Source organism: Nonomuraea sp. NPDC050663 (assembly GCF_044456985.1).
Lineage (GTDB): Bacteria > Actinomycetota > Actinomycetes > Streptosporangiales > Streptosporangiaceae > Nonomuraea.
Genome location: NZ_JBITGL010000003.1, coordinates 467,687 through 482,394, shown reverse-complemented (window position 1 = coordinate 482,394; position 14,708 = coordinate 467,687). Strand labels below are relative to the sequence as shown.

The window sequence follows — 14,708 nt, the reverse complement described above, 5'->3', positions numbered from 1 at the left end:
GGGAGGCGCCGCCCGCTGTCAGGACTCGAAGCCCAGCGGCAGGTACTTCTCCACGTTCTCCTTGGTGATGGTCTCCGAGGCGAGCGTGATCGACTGCGGCACCTGGGTCTCCACCAGGTCCGTCATGCCCTTGCCCTGGGCGACGAGCCTGGCCAGCTTGATCGCCGAGGAGGCCATGGTCGGGCTGTAGGTGACGGTCGCCTCCAGCACGCTGGATCCGGCCTGGATCTCGCGCATGGCGTTGGCCGATCCGGCGCCGCCGACCATGAAGAACTCGTTGCGTCCCGACTCCTTGATGGCCGCGAGCACGCCCACGCCCTGGTCGTCGTCGTGGTTCCACAACGCGTCGATCTTCTTGTGCGCCTGCAGCAGGCTGGTGGCGACCTCGTTGCCGGTCTCCACGGTGAACTGCGCGTCCTGCTTGGCGGTCACGCTGAAGCCGTACGTCTTGAGCGCGTCCTCGAAGCCCTTGCTGCGGTCCTGCGTCAGCGGCAGCGTGGCGATGCCCTGGATCTCCACGATGACGGGGTTGCTGACGCCCTTGTCCTTGAGCTTCTTGCCGATGTAGTGCCCGGCGGCCACGCCCATGCCGTAGTTGTCGCCGCCGATCCAGGTCCGGTAGGCGAGCTTGTCGGGGAAGATGCGGTCGAGGTTGATCACCGGGATGCCGGCGGCGGTGGCGGCCAGGGCGACCTGGTTGAGCTGCTGGCCGTCGTTGGGCAGCAGGACCAGGGCGTTGACCTTGGCCTGGATGAGCGATTCGACCGCGGAGATCTGGGCGTTGATGTCGTTGGTCGGCTCGACGGGCTTGAACTCGATGTCGGGGTACTGCTTGGCGGTCGCCTCGGCGTTCTTGGCGATCGCCGCGATCCAGCCGTGGTCGGCGGCGGGGGCGGAGAAGCCGATGACCACCTTGGTGCCGGGCTGGTCGTTGCCGCCGGTGGCGGTGGCGGCGGGGGCAGGGGCGGGTGAGTTCGCCGTGGCGGCGGGCTCGTTGCTGGTGCAGGCAGACACGAGGGTGCCGGCGCCCAGGACGGCACCGCCGACAAGGAATCCTCTGCGCTTCATAAGGTTCTCTCCTTGAGATTACGCCGCTGGAGCAGGACGGCGACGACGATGATCAGGCCCTTGGCGATCAGCTGGTCGCTGGTGTTGAGCCCGTTGAGGATGAAGAGGTTCGTGATCAGGGTGAAGATCAGCAGGCCGAGGATGGAGCCGATGATGGTGCCCCGGCCGCCGGTGAGCAGGGTGCCGCCGATGATGACGGCGGCGATGGCGTCCAGCTCGTAGAGGTCCCCGTGGGTGGAGGAGCCGGTGGTGGTGCGCGCCATGATCAGCACGGCGGCGATGCCGCAGCACAGTCCCGACAGCGCGTACAGCAGCATGGTGTGGCGGCGCACGTCGATGCCGGCCAGCCTGGCCGCCTCCGGGTTGCCGCCCACCGCGTAGGTGCGCCGGCCGAAGGTGGTGCGGTTGAGCACGACCCAGCCCAGCGCCACCACGAGCGCGAAGATGAAGACCAGCAGCGGGATGCCGAGCCAGCGCGTGGTCGACAGTTCGACCAGGCCGGCGTTCTCGGGCTGCACGAGCTGGGTCTTGCGGTCGGACATGCGCTGGGCCAGGCCGCGTGCCGCGACCAGCATCGCGAGCGTGGCGATGAACGGCACCAGCCGGCCGTAGGAGATGAGCAGCCCGTTGACCAGGCCGGCTCCGGTGCCGACCAGCAGCGCGCAGATCACCATGACGAACGGGCCGAACTCCTGGGTGGCCAGGGTGGTCGCCCATACCGAGGCCAGCGCCATGATCGCGCCGACCGACAGGTCGATGCCGCCACCGATGATGACGAAGGTCATGCCGACGGTGATCACGCCGATGGTGGCGGCCAGCGACAGGATGCTGACGAGGTTGGAGGTGGTGGCGAAGGTGTCGGGCCTGGTGACGAGGCCGACGACGGCCAGCAGCACCAGGGCGGCCACCAGCCCCAGGTGCCGCGCCTGCCCGAGCCCGGCCAGGCCGGCCCGGCCGAGCAGGCCGGCGGGGGCCACCTTCTTGAGGTTGGGGCTGGTCATGGGACTTCCTCCGTCGGCCGCGGGGCGGCGGGATCGGTCATGGTGTGAGGCTCCCTTGCATGATCATGTCCAGGACGGCGTGTTCATCCAGCTCGGCCGCGTCGGCCTGGTGGATCAGCGCGCCCTCGCGCATCACCAGCACCCGGTCCGACAGGCCCAGCACCTCGGGCACCTCGCTGGAGACCAGCAGCACCCCGATCCCCTGGTCGGCCAGGCGTCTGATGACCGCGTACAGCTCGGCTCTGGCGCCCACGTCCACGCCGCGCGTGGGCTCGTCGAGCAGCAGCAGCTTGCGGTTGCCGACCAGCCAGCGGGCCAGCACCGCCTTCTGCTGGTTGCCGCCCGACAAGGTCTTGATCGGCCGCTCGGGGTCGGGCGGCCTGATGGCCAGCAGGTCGGTCAGCCTTCTGGCCTCCTTGGCCTCGCGTGCGCGATCCAGCCAGCCCCGGCGGGCGAAGCCGGGCAGGCTGCCCAGGGTGATGTTGGCCGTGACGCTCTGGTCGAGCAGCAGCGCCTGGGCCTTGCGCTCCTCGGGCGCCAGCCCCAGGCCGCGGCGCACCATCGTGTGCGGTTCGCCCGGCCGTACCTGCTTGCCCTGCAGGAAGATCCGGCCGGCGGCGCGGCGCGCGCCGTACACCGCTTCGAGGATCTCCGTACGGCCCGAGCCGACCAGGCCCGCCAGGCCGACGATCTCGCCCTCGCGGACCGAGAAGCTCACGCCGGGCCCCGTCAGGTGCTCCACGCGCAGGATCTCCTCGCCGGGCGGGCGGGAGGCGCGGGGCGGGAACAGGTACTCCACCGTACGTCCGGTCATCAGCGAGACGAGCCGGTCGGTGGGCGTTTCGCGGGCGGGCAGGCCCACCTCGACGGTGCGGCCGTCCTTCAGCACGGTGACGCGGTCGCCGATCTCGCGGATCTCCTCCAGGCGGTGGGAGATGTAGATGACGGCCACGCCCTGGGCGGTCAGCTCGCGGATGATGCGGAAGAGGTTGGCCACCTCGTCGTGGGCCAGCGCCGCCGACGGCTCGTCCATCACGATGAGCTTGGCGTCGTGCGACAACGCGCGGGCCATGGAGACGATCTGCTTAGCGGCCGGCGACAGGCGCCCGACCTCGGTGGTGGGCTTGATCTCCGGGTGGCCCAGGCGGGTGAGCACCTCACGGGCGGCGGCGTTGGCCCGTGCGCGCAGGCTGAAGCCTAATCGGGCGGGTTCGTGGCCGAGCAGGATGTTCTCGGCCACGTTCAGGCCGTCGACCAGGTCGAGCTCCTGGTAGATGGTGGCGACGCCGGCGCGCAGGGCGTGCAGCGGGCTGGAGGGGCGGTAGTCGGCGCCGCCGAAGGTGATCGTGCCCTCGTCCGGCCGGTGCACCCCGGCCAGGATCTTGATGAGCGTCGACTTGCCCGCCCCGTTCTGGCCCAGCAAACAGTGCGCCTCACCGGCCCGCACGAGCAGGTCGACGTGGTCCAGCGCGCGCACGCCGGGGAATTCCTTGACGATTCCCCGCATCTCCAGCATGGGCCCCTCCTGTCAGGGTCGGACGGCGATCAGGGTCGGGTCGGCCAGCACCCGCTGCACCACGACCCCGGCCGCGCCGCGCGAGGCGGCGCCGAAGCCGAGATCGGAGGCGACGAAGCGGCAGCGGGCGACCGATCCGGCCACGCCGATGCGCTCCAGCTCCTCCTGGGCGACGGGGATGAGCGCCTCGGCGAGCTGGGCGAAGTAGCCGCCCAGCACGATGACGCGCGGGTTGAACAGATTGACCAGGGTGGCGGCGCCGCGGCCGAGCCAGCGGCCCACCTCGGCCAGCGCCTCCTCCACGCCCGGCTCCCCGGCCGCGCGCAGGAGCTGCAGCTCGGCCAGGCGTTCCTCGGGGTCGCGCAGCACCTGGTGCGGCGTGCCGTACGCCTGCTCGGGCGAGATCTTGCGGATGAGGGCGGCCAGGCCGACCTTGGTCTCCCAGCAGCCGATGCGCCCGCAGCCGCACCGTTCGCCGCCGGGGTCGACCAGGACGTGGCCGACCTCGCCGGCGAAGCCGTCGGCGCCGCCGAGCAGGCGGCCTCCGGCGATGATGCCGCCGCCGACGCCGACCTCGCCGGTGAGGTAGACCAGGTCGGGGACGCCGGTGGCGGTGTATTCGGCCAGCGCGGCGAGGTTGGCGTCGTTGTCGACGGTGATCGGCGCCTGCGGCCCGTCAACGGCGCCCAGCCCACCGACCGGCGCGCTGGCGGGCCCGGCGACCAGCCCGCCGGCAGTCGCGACCATGCCGGGGGCGGCGGGGGGAACCTGCGCCAGGAGCTCGCCGCTCTCCTGGCCCGCGCGGCGGCTCAGCCAGGCGGCGACCGGGACGTTGTGCCAGTCCAGGTTGGGCGCGACCACGACGAGGCCGCAGGCGGTGTCGACCAGGCCGGGGACGGCCACGGTGATGCCCGCCAGGTGCACGCCCAGCGCTTGCAGCCCGTCGGAGGCCTGCCGGATGATGCTCTCGAGTTCGGCCAGGGTGCGTTCGGCCGGGCAGCTCATCGCGTCGAAGCTCACCCGCCGGTCGATCAGCACGCGTCCGCCCAGGTCGGTGGCGAACACGGCGATGTAGTCGACGTTGACCTCGACGCCGAGCGCCCCGACCGCCGATCCGTCCAGCGCCAGCGGCAGCCCGGGACGGCCGATCGCGCCCTCGTGCTGCGGTCCGGTCTCCTTGAGCAGGCCGCGGGCCTGCAGCTCGGCCACCAGGCTGGTGACCGTGGTCTTGTTGAGTCCGGTCTCGGCGGCGACGGCCGCCCGCGAGCGAGGGCCGCGCTCGTGCAGGTGGCGCAGCACCAGGGAGAGATTGGCGCGGCGGACCAGAGCCTGGTCGGCGGGCACCCGGGGCCCTCCTTTAGTTAATTCGGATGGTCCGCCGAATTAAATGCCGCCCCCGCCTGACCTACAAGATGTGGAACGTACCAAGAGCTCTAACATTTTCGTAACATGCGCCGATATTTACACGATCTTGCGGAATTGCTGACAGCTAGACAGCGGTATAGAACGCTAGCGCGAATATACTCCGGCCCCTGATAGTCCGAGATAAAATCATCTGATGGACCCCATCGACACGATCCTCGCGCAATGGCGCCAGGAGCGGCCCGACCTCGACCTGTCGGCCATGGGCGTCTTCGCCCGGCTGTCGCGCCTGGTTCGCCTGGTCGAGACAGCGGTCGAGGAGGTCTTCACACGCCACGGCCTGCGCCCCGGCGAGTTCGACGTGCTCGCGGCGCTGCGCCGTGGCGGCTCGCCGTACACCATGATCCCCTCGGAGCTGTCGGCCGAGCTCATGATGTCGCGCGCCGGGATGACCAACCGGCTCGACCGGCTGGAGAACGCCGGACTGATCGCGCGCAGCCTCGACCCCGACGACCGGCGCAGCTTCCGCATCACCCTGACCGACCGGGGGCTGCAGGTCATCGACGTCACGGTGACCGAGCACGCCTCCAACCTGGCGCGCCTCGCGCGCGCCCTCGGCCCCGGCGACGCCGAGGCGCTCAACCGCATCACCCGCGAGATGTCACAGGCGCTGTCGGGCTAGAAGGCCACCGGCCGTCCAGCGAGCACTGTCGGCGCTGACGCTGTCGGCGCTGAGGCCGTTCCGCACCGAGGAACAGGCGCTGTTGAGCTAGAAGGGCACCGGCCGTCCGAGCAGGCCCGTGCCGGTCGCCCGGCCCGACAGGATCCTGCAGAACTCGACGGCGTCGACGGTGATCTCCTCGCCCGCCTCCCCCGACGCGAAGTGGCCGCCCGCGGGCCCGAGCAGGGTCAGACGGTACGGCTCGCCGTGCCGGAAGGCCCACTCGGCCACCACGTCGGCCACCAGCCTGCCGTCGTGCTCCGGGGTGAGGACCAGGTCGGCGCCGACGGCCCGGCAGACGTCGACGCGGTGCATCCACGTGTCGCGCGTCAGGATGACCGCCATCAGGTAGCCCAGCGGCCAGGTCTCCATCCGGCCTTCGTACTCCTGCCGGGTGGGCAGCCCGCCGAGCAGCGCGGCACGGCGCATGCGTGAGCGCGCGGAGACCGGTGCCAGGCGCGCGAGCCCGTCGGCCACCTCGTCCTCGCCCAGGTAGGCGCGCTCGGCGACCTGGACCTCGGTGATGCCGTCGATCACCGGACGGCCGCGCGCGGCCCGCGGGCCCGCCCGCAGGACGTGGACGAACTCCCGCAGCGAGGCGCCGAACTCCATCATGCCGAGCACGTGAGCGCTCATGGCCCGCACGTCCCATGCCGGGCAGTCGGTCTGTTTGCCCCAGTCGCCCGGGCCCAGGAGCGCGGCCAGCCGGGCGAAGCGTTCGTTCTCGGTGGCCGCCAGCGTCGCGGCCTCCTGCCTGTGCAGGCCGATCGGAGGTTTCATGGTGTCCTCCCGCTCTCGATCTGTCTGAGGAACATCGCCATGGCCTGGTCGGCCAGGCGGGTCCAGCGGGTGCCGCCGGGGTCGTTGGCGATCTGCTGCGCGGCCAGGCCGCTGCCGATCGCGGTGAACAGGTCGAGGGACTCCTGGTCGGTGATGCCGAGACGCGCCAGGCGCTTGCGCAGCAGGTCGAGGCCTTCCAGGGAGATCGCGTACGACTCGGGCGAGGGCTCGAAGCCGGGGATGGTCCGCTGGAACATCAGCTGGAAACGGACCGTGTCGGCGGTGCAAAAGGCGAGGAAGTGCCGGCAGATGAGGGTGAGCTCGGCCAGCGTGTCGCCCGCCGGCTCCAGGGCGGCGTGCTCGTGCAGGAACGCGCGGAACCCGTCGGCGAACATCGCGTCGTAGATGGCGTGCTTGGAGGCGAAGTAGGAGTACAGCGAGGGGGCGCGCATGCCCACTCGCTGGGCGACGTCGCGCAGGGTCAGCCCGGCCAGCCCTTCCGACCTGGCGATGTCCCACGCGGCGTCGATGATCTCCTGCTTGGTCCGCGTGTGACGCTCGGTCTTCCTATCGCGATTCGGCATTCCGAACATAGTTAGGATTCTCGCATGTTGTTAGGGGGACATCAAGCCTGCGGCCGCGCCGCCAGATGCCCGCGATGGAGCGGCTGGCCGTGATGTCGGTCGTCGGGTCGCCGTCGACGAGCAGCAGGTCGGCGCGGGCGCCCGGGACGATCCGGCCGCGGTCGTGCAGACCGAAGCGCGCCGCGCTGCGGTGGGTGGCCGAGGCGAGGGCCGCCTCCGGGCCCAGCCCGGCCTCGACCAGCAAGGACAGCTCGCGGTGCATGCCCGCGCCGTGCAGCGGCGCGAAGAAGTTGGCGTCGGTCCCGGCCAGCACGTCGACCCCGGCCCGGTGCAGCACCCCGGTGGCGTACAGCGCGTTGACCAGCCCCTGGGGATGCACGGGAACGACCGTGTGATCGCGTGCCGGATGCGCGGGCAGGGCTGCGTGGTCGTGAGCCGGGTCCGTGGGCGCACCTGCGTTGTCACTGGCCGGATGCACGGGCGTGGCCGCGTGGCCGCGGGGTGGGATCGACGCTCGCGCCTGCTCGGGCAGGCGGGCGGCGATGCGCTCGTCCTGCAGCAGCTCCAGGGCGCCCGGTCCCTGGGTGATGGCCTCGATGTAGGCCAGGGTGCTGACGACGAAGACGCCCTGCGCGGCGATCCGGACGGCCAGCTCCTGGACCCGAGGGTCACCCGGGGGGAGGTCGTGGAAGACGTGGGCGAGGCCGTCGATCCCGGCGTCCAGGGCGACGGCGGTGTCGCGGGCGGTGGCGACGTGGGCGATCGTGGTGAGCCCCGCGGCGTGCCCGGCCCGGACCAGGGCTGCGACCACGTCGGGAGCCAGGACGGGCAGGTCGAGCCCGGCGCTCTCACCCGTGTCGATCACGATCTTCAGGTAGTCGGAGCCCTCGGCCACGCGGGCCCGCACGAAGGCCTCGGCCTGCCCGGCGGAGGCGATCGTGTCGAAGGGGCCGATCGCGTCGCCCAGGTGGCCGAGGTGCGCGGCCTCGGCGGCCATGATCTGGCTGGGGTGCCCGCCGGGCGCGGTGGCCAGGACGCCGGAGCTGCGCAGGTCGGCCACGTCGTCACGCTCGGCGGCCAGCCGCCGCTGCCTGGCCAGGTTGCCGGGCAGGCAGAACATGTCGAGCTTGGTGGTCACGCCGAAGGCCAGGGCCTGGGCGAGCAGGCCGTCGGCGACGTGGACGTGCGCGTCGATCAGGCCCGGGAGCAGGGTCTTGCCGCGGCAGTCGATGACGGTGTCGGCAGCGCTGCCGACAGCGCTGCCGGCGGCGATGCGGTCATCGTCGATCAGGACGTCGGCGGCCGCCGTGGTGTGCTCGCCGTCGAAAACACGGACATCGCGAAGAAGTGTGCGCATGCCCTAGATAGTACGACATCTAACTATCTTGCGTCTAACTAAAAATCGGTGATGATCCGCGTCAGCATGCGATGCAGTTCGCCGAATCCCTCCTCCCCCAGCAGTTCCGACATGCGCCGCTCCACGTCATCAATGATCTTGTAGCCGGTGCGCAGTGCCGCGTCGCCCTCCTCGGTGAAGACGATCAGCTTGGCCCTCCGGTCCGTCGGATCCGGCACCCTGCGCAGATAACCGAAGTCCTCCAGGTCGTCGACGAGCTCCCCCATGGCCTGCGGCGTCATCTGGGCCTTCTCGGCGAGCCTGCCGAGCCGGATGCCGGCGTGCTCCATGTGGAAGAACACCGCCGAGTGCGAGGGCCGCACCCGGGCGTCCATCGCCCTGGCGCCCTCGAAGACCACGTCGGAGACCCGCAGATAGGCCTCGTAGAGCAGGGCGTGGACGTGGGGCGGGTGTGTCGCGGCCACCAGGCTTCTCCTTTTACTAAGGCTGCATTATATTAATGCTACCTTATCAAATGGGAGGGGTCATGAACGCCGACGAGATCTGGGCCGCCGTCGAGGCGCAGCGCACCCGCATGGCCGACCTGCTCGAGGACCTGACACCGCAGCAGTGGGAACAGCCGTCGTTGTGCGCGGGATGGCAGGTGCGCGACGTCGTGGCGCACGTGGCGTCCACCCCGTTCATCACCTTCGGACAGGTCTTCACCGAGTTCGTCCGGGCCCGCGGCAACCTCAACAGGACCATCCGCGACTCGGCCGTCCACATCGCTTCACGCTCGTCCGACCAGGAACTCCTGGACCTGCTACGCCGCTCGGCGACCTCCCGGCGCCGCGCCCCGGTCACCAAGCCGCTCGACCCGCTGTTCGACGCGCTGGTGCACACCCAGGACATCGCGCTGCCCCTGGGCGTCCGCAGCTCGATGCCGCCGGAGCTGGCGCGGGTCGCCGCGTCCTACATAGGACAGCGCGACCTGCCGGGCTACTCCCCGCGCAAGGAGATGCGCGGGCTGCACCTGGTGGCGACCGACGTCGAGTGGGAGTACGGCGAGGGCAGCAAGGTGTCGGGGCCGATCCAGTCGCTGGTACTGGCGATGAGCGGCCGGCCCGCCGGACTGGCCGACCTGGAGGGAGCCGGGCTGCAGTCGCTGGCCGCCCGCCTGTCACCCGGCTGAGTCAGCGAAGGACGACGCCGGTGATGGCGAAGCGCTCCACGTCGGCGACGTGCCCGCCGGTCGAGGCGACGATCGTGGCCACCCGCCACTTGCCCTTGCGGAAGCCGAAACCCGCCGACCACGGCTGGCGTTCACCGCCGGCCGGGATGCGGTCGACCTCGCCCAGCGCCCGCTTGGCGCCCAGCTGCAACATCCGCACCCTGATGCTCTCGTCGACCCCGGTGATGATCCCGCCGGCCTTCACCGGCGAGCGTACGGCCGAGCCGTACCGGGGCTTGTCGAGGGTCATCGTGGTGTCGTCGGTGCCGACCACCTCCCACGGCGCGTCGGCGCCCTTGCCGTAGCGCACCAGGTGCACGACGGCGGCGACGAGCGGCTTGGGGTTCTCCTGCGTCAGATAGCCGACCCGCACGCGGGCGTGACGCCCGTCGACGGCGACCGCGACCGCCTTGTCGATCTCGGTGAAGCCCAGGTAGCCGCGGGTGAAGGCGAGCGCCGTCTCCCCCGCGTCGAGATGCCACGGCTGGTGGCCGCCCTCGCGGTAGGCCCGCTGCCACCGGGCCGCCTCATGACGCGTGGCGAACGGCCACAGCGGCAGGTAGGTGCCCGCGACCAGGTCGGGCCGGCCGGCCGTACCCGTGTCCGCGGACGCCGGAACCACGGCAACCGTGACTGGCGCACAGAGCGCCATGACGAGAACGATCAGCTTGAGCCGCATGGTCGTGCCCTACCCCTCGCCGCGCCGCTCTATCGGCCGGGAATCACCACGGTTCCGCAGTCGCGGCATCGCAGCGCGTCGGCGCTGTGATTGAAGAAACCCTGCGTGACGGGGACCCCGCTCAGGTCGCCGAGCAGCCCGGCGCTCTTCTTGAACTTCACGCCGGGTGAGCGCCCGACGATCTGCCCGGATTCCATCGCCGACTCGCACAGGGGGCACGACAGCTCGTCCGTCATGCCCCGAGCCTACGTAACGATCAGCCGCTCCGCTCGGGCGCGCAGGTAGCCCTGTTCCGGCAGGCTCGAGGTGAGCCCGGCGGCGGCCAGGTAGTGGTCGCGGGCGGCCAGCGTCTGGCCGTCGAGTTCCAGCAGGTGGGCGCGGACCGCGGCCAGCCGGTGGTGCCCCGACAGCTCGCCGCCCTCCAGGGTGTCGAGCAGCGCCAGCCCGGCCTTGGGCCCCTGGACCATGGCCAGCGCGACAGCCCGGTTGAGCCGCACGACGGGGCTGTCGGCGAGCAGCCCGTACAGGGCCAGCACCTGCGGCCAGTCGGTCCGCTCCCAGCTGGGCGCCTCGTCGTGCACCGCCGCGATCGCCGCCTGCACCTGGTACGGCCCGGGAGCGGCCTGCTTGAGAGCGGCGGTGATCAGCCCGACGCCCTCCGCGATCATGGGCTGGTCCCACAGGGTCCGGTCCTGCTCCTCCAGCGGCACCAGCACGCCGTCCGGGCCGGTGCGGGCGGGACCGCGCGCCTCGGTGAGCAGCATCAGCGCCAGCAGCCCGGCCGCCTCGCCGTCGCCGGGCAGCAACCGGTGTACGGCACGCGCCAGCCGGATCGCCTCCCCCGTCAACTCGCCGCGATGCAGCTCGGGCCCCGAGGAGGCGGTGTAGCCCTCGTTGAAGATCAGATACAGCACGTGCAGCACGACGGGCAGCTCGCCCGGTTCGCCGAACGCGGCACCTTTGATCTTCTGCTTGGCGCGGCTGATGCGCTGGGCCATGGTGGCCTCGGGTACCAGGAAGGCGCGCGCGATCTCAGCGGTGGTCAGCCCGCCCACGGCGCGCAACGTCAGCGCCAGCTGAGAGGCCTGCGGCAGGTCCGGATGGCAGCACAGGAACAGCAGCCGCAGGGTGTCGTCGTGAGCGGGCGGCTCCTCGGGGGCGACCTCGCTCACCGCGAAGCCCTCCTCGCGCCGCCGCCGGGCGCTCTCGCTGCGCACCTGGTCGATGAGGCGGCGCGAGGCGACGGTGACCAGCCACCCGCGCGGGTTGCCCGGCACGCCGCGTTCCGGCCATTGCAGGGCCGCGTCGAGCAGGGCCTCCTGGACGGCGTCCTCGCAGGTGTCGAAGTCGCCATGGCGGCGCACCAGGACGCCGAGCACCTGCGGCGCAAGCTCCCGCAACAGCGCCTCGACCTGAGCGTCAACCCGTGCCTCGGCCTGCGCCTCGACTGGCGGCTCGACTCGTGCCTCGGCTGGCGGCTGGGGCGGCTCCGGGGGCAGGCTCATGCCTCGTCCAGCAGCGGCCGGACCTCCATGGCGCAGTAGCGGGCGTCGGGCCAGCGGGCGGCCAGTTCGGTGGCGCGCTCGATGCTGTCGCACTCGAGCAGGCACACTCCCGCCAGCACCTCCTTGGCCTCCATGAACGGCCCGTCGGTCACGGCGGGCACGCCGTCGCGCACCTTGACGGTGCGGAAGGTGTCGGCCAGCGCCATGCCGCTGACCCACTCGCCCGTCTCCTGCATCTCCTTGAGCAGCCCGTCGACCTCGGCCATCACCTGGTCGGAGTCGGCCTCGATGGCGGCGCGCGCCGCGGGGTTGGTGTAGATCATCAGCAAGTACTTCACGCAGCCCATCGTATGGGCGGAGCTCGACCTGCCGCCGGGTATCGGCGCCTGCTGCCCTCGGTGCGGGTTGGTGATGTGTGATGAAAAGAGTTGCTCCAATCAATGGGCTTTACAATGTAGATTCGCTTGTCGCGGTGTTGCATCCGGCGCTATCGACCGCACATCCGCCTTCTCCTCCACCTCCGGCACCTCTCCCTGCTCGCGTATCCACTCCGGCCCAGCCCGAGCGAGCTCCCCTGACCGATCCCCCTCGATGCCGTCAACCCATGACCACTCCTGCGCCCTACCGTCCTCGCCGGCGCTGCACAAGACGGAGCAGGCATGATTTCACCGAATGGCGGCACGGCTGGATGGGGCGACGGTGGCGCGGTGGAGACCGAGGAGAGCGATGACGATCTGGACGAGGAGGAGCGTTCGGTCCTGTCCTTGATCAAGGCGATGCCGGGCCACGTGAGCTTGGATTCGATGCTGACGGAGATCCGCAAGCTGAACGCGATCAGGGCCCCGCCGCTAACCAACCCCGGAGGTGGCCCGCACCATCGCGGTCGAGATCGCCAATGCCGCCCGGGCCAGGGCTCCATAGCGGCCGGGGAATCCTGGTGCACCGGCACATCGAACGTCCGCCCGACGGCGAGGTGCGTCTCGATTTGGCCGCCCGGCTGAGCGTGGGTGCCCTCGGCTCGCTCGGATTACCGCACGGTGGTGTCTTCCTGCGCGTACTGGCGCTACTGGGGAGTCGCACCCGGCGCGCGGGCCACGCGCTCAAGCTTGGTCCACCCTGTCCAGCCTCGCTGCTGCAGCAGTTCGATCAGCCGACGCGCCGGCGGCACCGTGGCGAACGCCAGCGTGTCCATCAGCTTGACGAGCGGTAGCTCGATATCAGTGTCGTCGACATAGTCCTCGCCCCGCTCATCGGCCATCCGGGTGATGTAGGCGGCCAGCTTGTCTGCCAGCTCGACCAGCCGCGGGTCGTCGTCGGCTCGGTCGAGAGCCTGGCTCAGGGTGAGGTAGAAATCGACGAGTTGCGGGTCGTCGATCTGCTCCCGCTTGCGTGCCATCCACTCCGATACCCGCTCGGGTGAGTGCGCGGCCAGCGGGATCCAGCCGTCGCGCTCGGCCTGGACGATCCGCTCGTCGACCCCGAGCGCCCGCAGCCGGTCGAGATACTCGACCACCTCTGGGGGCAGCACCAGGTGTTCACCCGCGGCGAGGCGGGCAATCCGCTCACGATGCCGCTGCCGCTGGCGGATCTCCACCCGCAGCCTCCTGTCGATTTCTGCGATCGCCGCGTCGAACTCCTCCTCGCCTGACCGCAGCAGGTTTCGCACCCGCGCCAGCGGGACCCCGGCCTCGGCGAGGGTCCGGATTTTGATCAGCTCGACCACGGCGCCGGCGTCGTATCTGCGGTAGCCGGAGTGGTCCCGCTCCGGCTCTGGCAGCAGCCCTTTGGCGTGGTAGTGCCGCACAGCCCGGACCGTCACCCCGGCGTACGCCGCCAGCTCGCCGATGGTCAGCATCAGAACAGTCTCCAGCAGTTGCTCAAGAGGTCGCCTCTATCTTCGGATGATCTGGGCGATTTCCGGGGCATGGGTGAAGACCAGCTGGTGGTCGGCGTCGAGCCAGGTGGTGGCGATGTGCGGATGCTCGTGGACAAGCCGCTCGACGCCTGCGCGCCAGTTCTGGTTGAACCGCAGGGCGTGTCCTTCGCTGCTGTCGCCGGCCATCGAGGTCGACATGATCATGGTGATGGGCCGGTCGATCCTCCTGTACCGGTCGAGGATCCTGGACCGGATCAGATCGATCTCGAGGTTCAGGTCGAGAATTTCCTGGGCGGTGAGCAACACCTGACGCGCGGTGCCCCGCTCGGTCTCCTGCTGCGCCGCCAGGTCCTCCCACATGGCGCGGAACTGCGGCAGGACGGCCTCGGTGATGAACGGTTCTGGCACCGGATTGGCCCCGTCGATGAGAACAAGCTCGGCGACGCTGCCAGGATGCTCGGAGGCATAGTGCACGGCCAGGTCAGCGCCCAGTGAGTAGCCCACCAGCACAGGCGCCGCGGGCAGGGCGCGGTTCCCCAGCTCTGCCATCACCGCGTCGAGATCGCTGAGGAACGCCTCGAAGGAGTACCGGTCGGCGGCTGAGGCGAGGCCATGGCCCCGCAGGTCGAAGGTCACCACCTCGTGGTCGCGTCTCAGCAGCTTGGTCAGCTGGCGCAGGTCGGCCTGGGTCGAGTTGAGGCCAGGGCACAGAACCAGCGGTCGTCCCTGGCCCTCCCGAGACACCGGGATGGTGACGCCGCCGTGGTGGATGGTGAAGTGCCGCATCTTCCTGTCGATCGCACTGGTTTCCGTGGTCATGCCACCATGCTGAAAGCTTGACCCTGCGTCAGGGTCAAGCGGCGCGGCGACATGGCGTCCGTACACCCGCGGTCGCCGATTTCTGGGCCGAAGCTGCGAGAGGCGGCCCGCCGGCCATGACCATCGAGCAGATCCGTCACGTCCGAGACCTGCTCACCCGGCCGGACTGCGCCTGCTCTGGACGATGTCGACCGCACGCTGGCGCCGGGCGCGCGTCCTGCTCGGGCGTA

17 protein-coding genes are annotated in these 14,708 nt (G+C 70.6%); 3 read left to right on the top strand and 14 right to left on the bottom strand.

All coding sequences use genetic code 11. The features are described from left to right. Window positions 1–18: 18 nt before the first annotated feature. The 4 genes from ACIBH1_RS11325 to ACIBH1_RS11310 are packed head-to-tail and all read right to left on the bottom strand — an operon-like array spanning window position 19 to window position 4,929. Window positions 19–1,068, bottom strand: coding sequence for an ABC transporter substrate-binding protein (locus ACIBH1_RS11325; protein WP_397313564.1), 1,050 nt, complete (start codon window positions 1,066–1,068; stop codon window positions 19–21). Then, complete coding sequence (locus ACIBH1_RS11320) at window positions 1,065–2,069, bottom strand: ABC transporter permease (RefSeq protein ID WP_397313563.1); 1,005 nt, start codon at window positions 2,067–2,069, stop codon at window positions 1,065–1,067. Before ACIBH1_RS11320 ends, ACIBH1_RS11325 begins: the two co-directional genes overlap by 4 nt. A 37-nt stretch (window positions 2,070–2,106) precedes the next feature. Further along, window positions 2,107–3,585: a sugar ABC transporter ATP-binding protein gene (locus ACIBH1_RS11315; RefSeq protein ID WP_397313562.1), complete on the bottom strand. Its 1,479-nt coding sequence runs from the start codon at window positions 3,583–3,585 to the stop codon at window positions 2,107–2,109. Window positions 3,586–3,597: 12 nt separating this feature from the next. Beyond that, the gene (locus ACIBH1_RS11310; protein WP_397313561.1) at window positions 3,598–4,929 is read right to left on the bottom strand and encodes an ROK family protein; all 1,332 of its coding nucleotides are present in this window, start codon (window positions 4,927–4,929) and stop codon (window positions 3,598–3,600) included. Between the two features lie 214 nt (window positions 4,930–5,143). On the opposite strand from ACIBH1_RS11310, the gene ACIBH1_RS11305 reads away from it, so the two are divergent. After that, window positions 5,144–5,629: a MarR family winged helix-turn-helix transcriptional regulator gene (locus tag ACIBH1_RS11305; RefSeq protein ID WP_397313560.1), complete on the top strand. Its 486-nt coding sequence runs from the start codon at window positions 5,144–5,146 to the stop codon at window positions 5,627–5,629. A gap of 87 nt (window positions 5,630–5,716) precedes the next feature. Here the strand turns inward: ACIBH1_RS11305 and ACIBH1_RS11300 are convergent, their stop codons facing one another. Genes ACIBH1_RS11300 through ACIBH1_RS11285 form a run of 4 tightly spaced genes read right to left on the bottom strand, consistent with a single transcriptional unit; the run spans window position 5,717 to window position 8,853 of the window. Continuing rightward, window positions 5,717–6,448, bottom strand: a complete 732-nt coding sequence (locus ACIBH1_RS11300) for a maleylpyruvate isomerase family mycothiol-dependent enzyme (protein WP_397313559.1) — start codon at window positions 6,446–6,448, stop codon at window positions 5,717–5,719. Further along, a complete protein-coding gene (locus tag ACIBH1_RS11295; RefSeq protein ID WP_397313558.1) occupies window positions 6,445–7,032 on the bottom strand; it encodes a TetR/AcrR family transcriptional regulator in 588 nt (195 codons plus the stop codon). Before ACIBH1_RS11295 ends, ACIBH1_RS11300 begins: the two co-directional genes overlap by 4 nt. Continuing rightward, window positions 7,016–8,389 (bottom strand): amidohydrolase family protein, encoded by a 1,374-nt coding sequence (locus ACIBH1_RS11290; protein ID WP_397313557.1) that lies wholly within the window; start codon window positions 8,387–8,389, stop codon window positions 7,016–7,018. The genes ACIBH1_RS11295 and ACIBH1_RS11290 overlap by 17 nt, the downstream gene beginning before the upstream one ends. A gap of 38 nt (window positions 8,390–8,427) precedes the next feature. Then, complete coding sequence (locus ACIBH1_RS11285; RefSeq protein ID WP_397313556.1) at window positions 8,428–8,853, bottom strand: MarR family winged helix-turn-helix transcriptional regulator; 426 nt, start codon at window positions 8,851–8,853, stop codon at window positions 8,428–8,430. A 62-nt stretch (window positions 8,854–8,915) separates the two neighbouring features. Between ACIBH1_RS11285 and ACIBH1_RS11280 the strand changes: the two genes are divergently transcribed. Continuing rightward, entirely contained in the window at window positions 8,916–9,560 is a 645-nt protein-coding gene (locus ACIBH1_RS11280; protein ID WP_397313554.1) for a maleylpyruvate isomerase family mycothiol-dependent enzyme, read from the top strand. A gap of 1 nt (window position 9,561) precedes the next feature. Here ACIBH1_RS11280 and ACIBH1_RS11275 read toward each other — a convergent pair whose 3' ends face one another. Genes ACIBH1_RS11275 through ACIBH1_RS11260 form a run of 4 tightly spaced genes read right to left on the bottom strand, consistent with a single transcriptional unit; the run spans window position 9,562 to window position 12,121 of the window. Beyond that, window positions 9,562–10,278 carry a hypothetical protein gene (locus ACIBH1_RS11275; protein ID WP_397313553.1) on the bottom strand — a complete coding sequence of 239 codons (717 nt, stop codon included), beginning with the start codon at window positions 10,276–10,278 and terminating at the stop codon, window positions 9,562–9,564. A 29-nt stretch (window positions 10,279–10,307) separates the two neighbouring features. Then, window positions 10,308–10,514, bottom strand: coding sequence for a PF20097 family protein (locus ACIBH1_RS11270; protein WP_181615118.1), 207 nt, complete (start codon window positions 10,512–10,514; stop codon window positions 10,308–10,310). 9 nt (window positions 10,515–10,523) lie between these two features. After that, on the bottom strand, window positions 10,524–11,777 hold the full coding sequence (locus tag ACIBH1_RS11265; protein ID WP_397313931.1) for an RNA polymerase sigma factor: 1,254 nt from the start codon (window positions 11,775–11,777) through the stop codon (window positions 10,524–10,526). A gap of 2 nt (window positions 11,778–11,779) precedes the next feature. Next, entirely contained in the window at window positions 11,780–12,121 is a 342-nt protein-coding gene (locus ACIBH1_RS11260; RefSeq protein WP_397313552.1) for a YciI family protein, read from the bottom strand. A gap of 321 nt (window positions 12,122–12,442) precedes the next feature. Between ACIBH1_RS11260 and ACIBH1_RS11255 the strand changes: the two genes are divergently transcribed. Further along, window positions 12,443–12,784 (top strand): hypothetical protein, encoded by a 342-nt coding sequence (locus ACIBH1_RS11255; protein WP_397313551.1) that lies wholly within the window; start codon window positions 12,443–12,445, stop codon window positions 12,782–12,784. Window positions 12,785–12,846: 62 nt separating this feature from the next. On the opposite strand, the gene ACIBH1_RS11250 is transcribed toward ACIBH1_RS11255, so the two are convergent. Then, complete coding sequence (locus ACIBH1_RS11250) at window positions 12,847–13,638, bottom strand: MerR family transcriptional regulator (protein ID WP_397313550.1); 792 nt, start codon at window positions 13,636–13,638, stop codon at window positions 12,847–12,849. Between the two features lie 36 nt (window positions 13,639–13,674). Continuing rightward, a complete protein-coding gene (locus tag ACIBH1_RS11245; RefSeq protein WP_397313548.1) occupies window positions 13,675–14,544 on the bottom strand; it encodes an alpha/beta fold hydrolase in 870 nt (289 codons plus the stop codon). Between the last annotated feature and the right edge of the window lie 164 nt (window positions 14,545–14,708).

Excerpts from the sequence above, each read along its gene's own strand:
- ACIBH1_RS11290 (WP_397313557.1), bottom strand. The coding sequence starts at position 8,389 with ATGCGCACACTTCTTCGCGATGTCCGTGTTTTCGACGGCGAGCACACC.
- ACIBH1_RS11305 (WP_397313560.1), top strand. The coding sequence starts at position 5,144 with ATGGACCCCATCGACACGATCCTCGCGCAATGGCGCCAGGAGCGGCCC.
- ACIBH1_RS11315 (WP_397313562.1), bottom strand. The coding sequence starts at position 3,585 with ATGCTGGAGATGCGGGGAATCGTCAAGGAATTCCCCGGCGTGCGCGCG.
- ACIBH1_RS11300 (WP_397313559.1), bottom strand. The coding sequence starts at position 6,448 with ATGAAACCTCCGATCGGCCTGCACAGGCAGGAGGCCGCGACGCTGGCG.
- ACIBH1_RS11270 (WP_181615118.1), bottom strand. The coding sequence starts at position 10,514 with ATGACGGACGAGCTGTCGTGCCCCCTGTGCGAGTCGGCGATGGAATCC.
- ACIBH1_RS11275 (WP_397313553.1), bottom strand. The coding sequence starts at position 10,278 with ATGCGGCTCAAGCTGATCGTTCTCGTCATGGCGCTCTGTGCGCCAGTC.
- ACIBH1_RS11280 (WP_397313554.1), top strand. The coding sequence starts at position 8,916 with ATGAACGCCGACGAGATCTGGGCCGCCGTCGAGGCGCAGCGCACCCGC.
- ACIBH1_RS11320 (WP_397313563.1), bottom strand. The coding sequence starts at position 2,069 with ATGACCAGCCCCAACCTCAAGAAGGTGGCCCCCGCCGGCCTGCTCGGC.
- ACIBH1_RS11325 (WP_397313564.1), bottom strand. The coding sequence starts at position 1,068 with ATGAAGCGCAGAGGATTCCTTGTCGGCGGTGCCGTCCTGGGCGCCGGC.
- ACIBH1_RS11250 (WP_397313550.1), bottom strand. The coding sequence starts at position 13,638 with ATGCTGACCATCGGCGAGCTGGCGGCGTACGCCGGGGTGACGGTCCGG.
- ACIBH1_RS11295 (WP_397313558.1), bottom strand. The coding sequence starts at position 7,032 with ATGCCGAATCGCGATAGGAAGACCGAGCGTCACACGCGGACCAAGCAG.
- ACIBH1_RS11255 (WP_397313551.1), top strand. The coding sequence starts at position 12,443 with ATGATTTCACCGAATGGCGGCACGGCTGGATGGGGCGACGGTGGCGCG.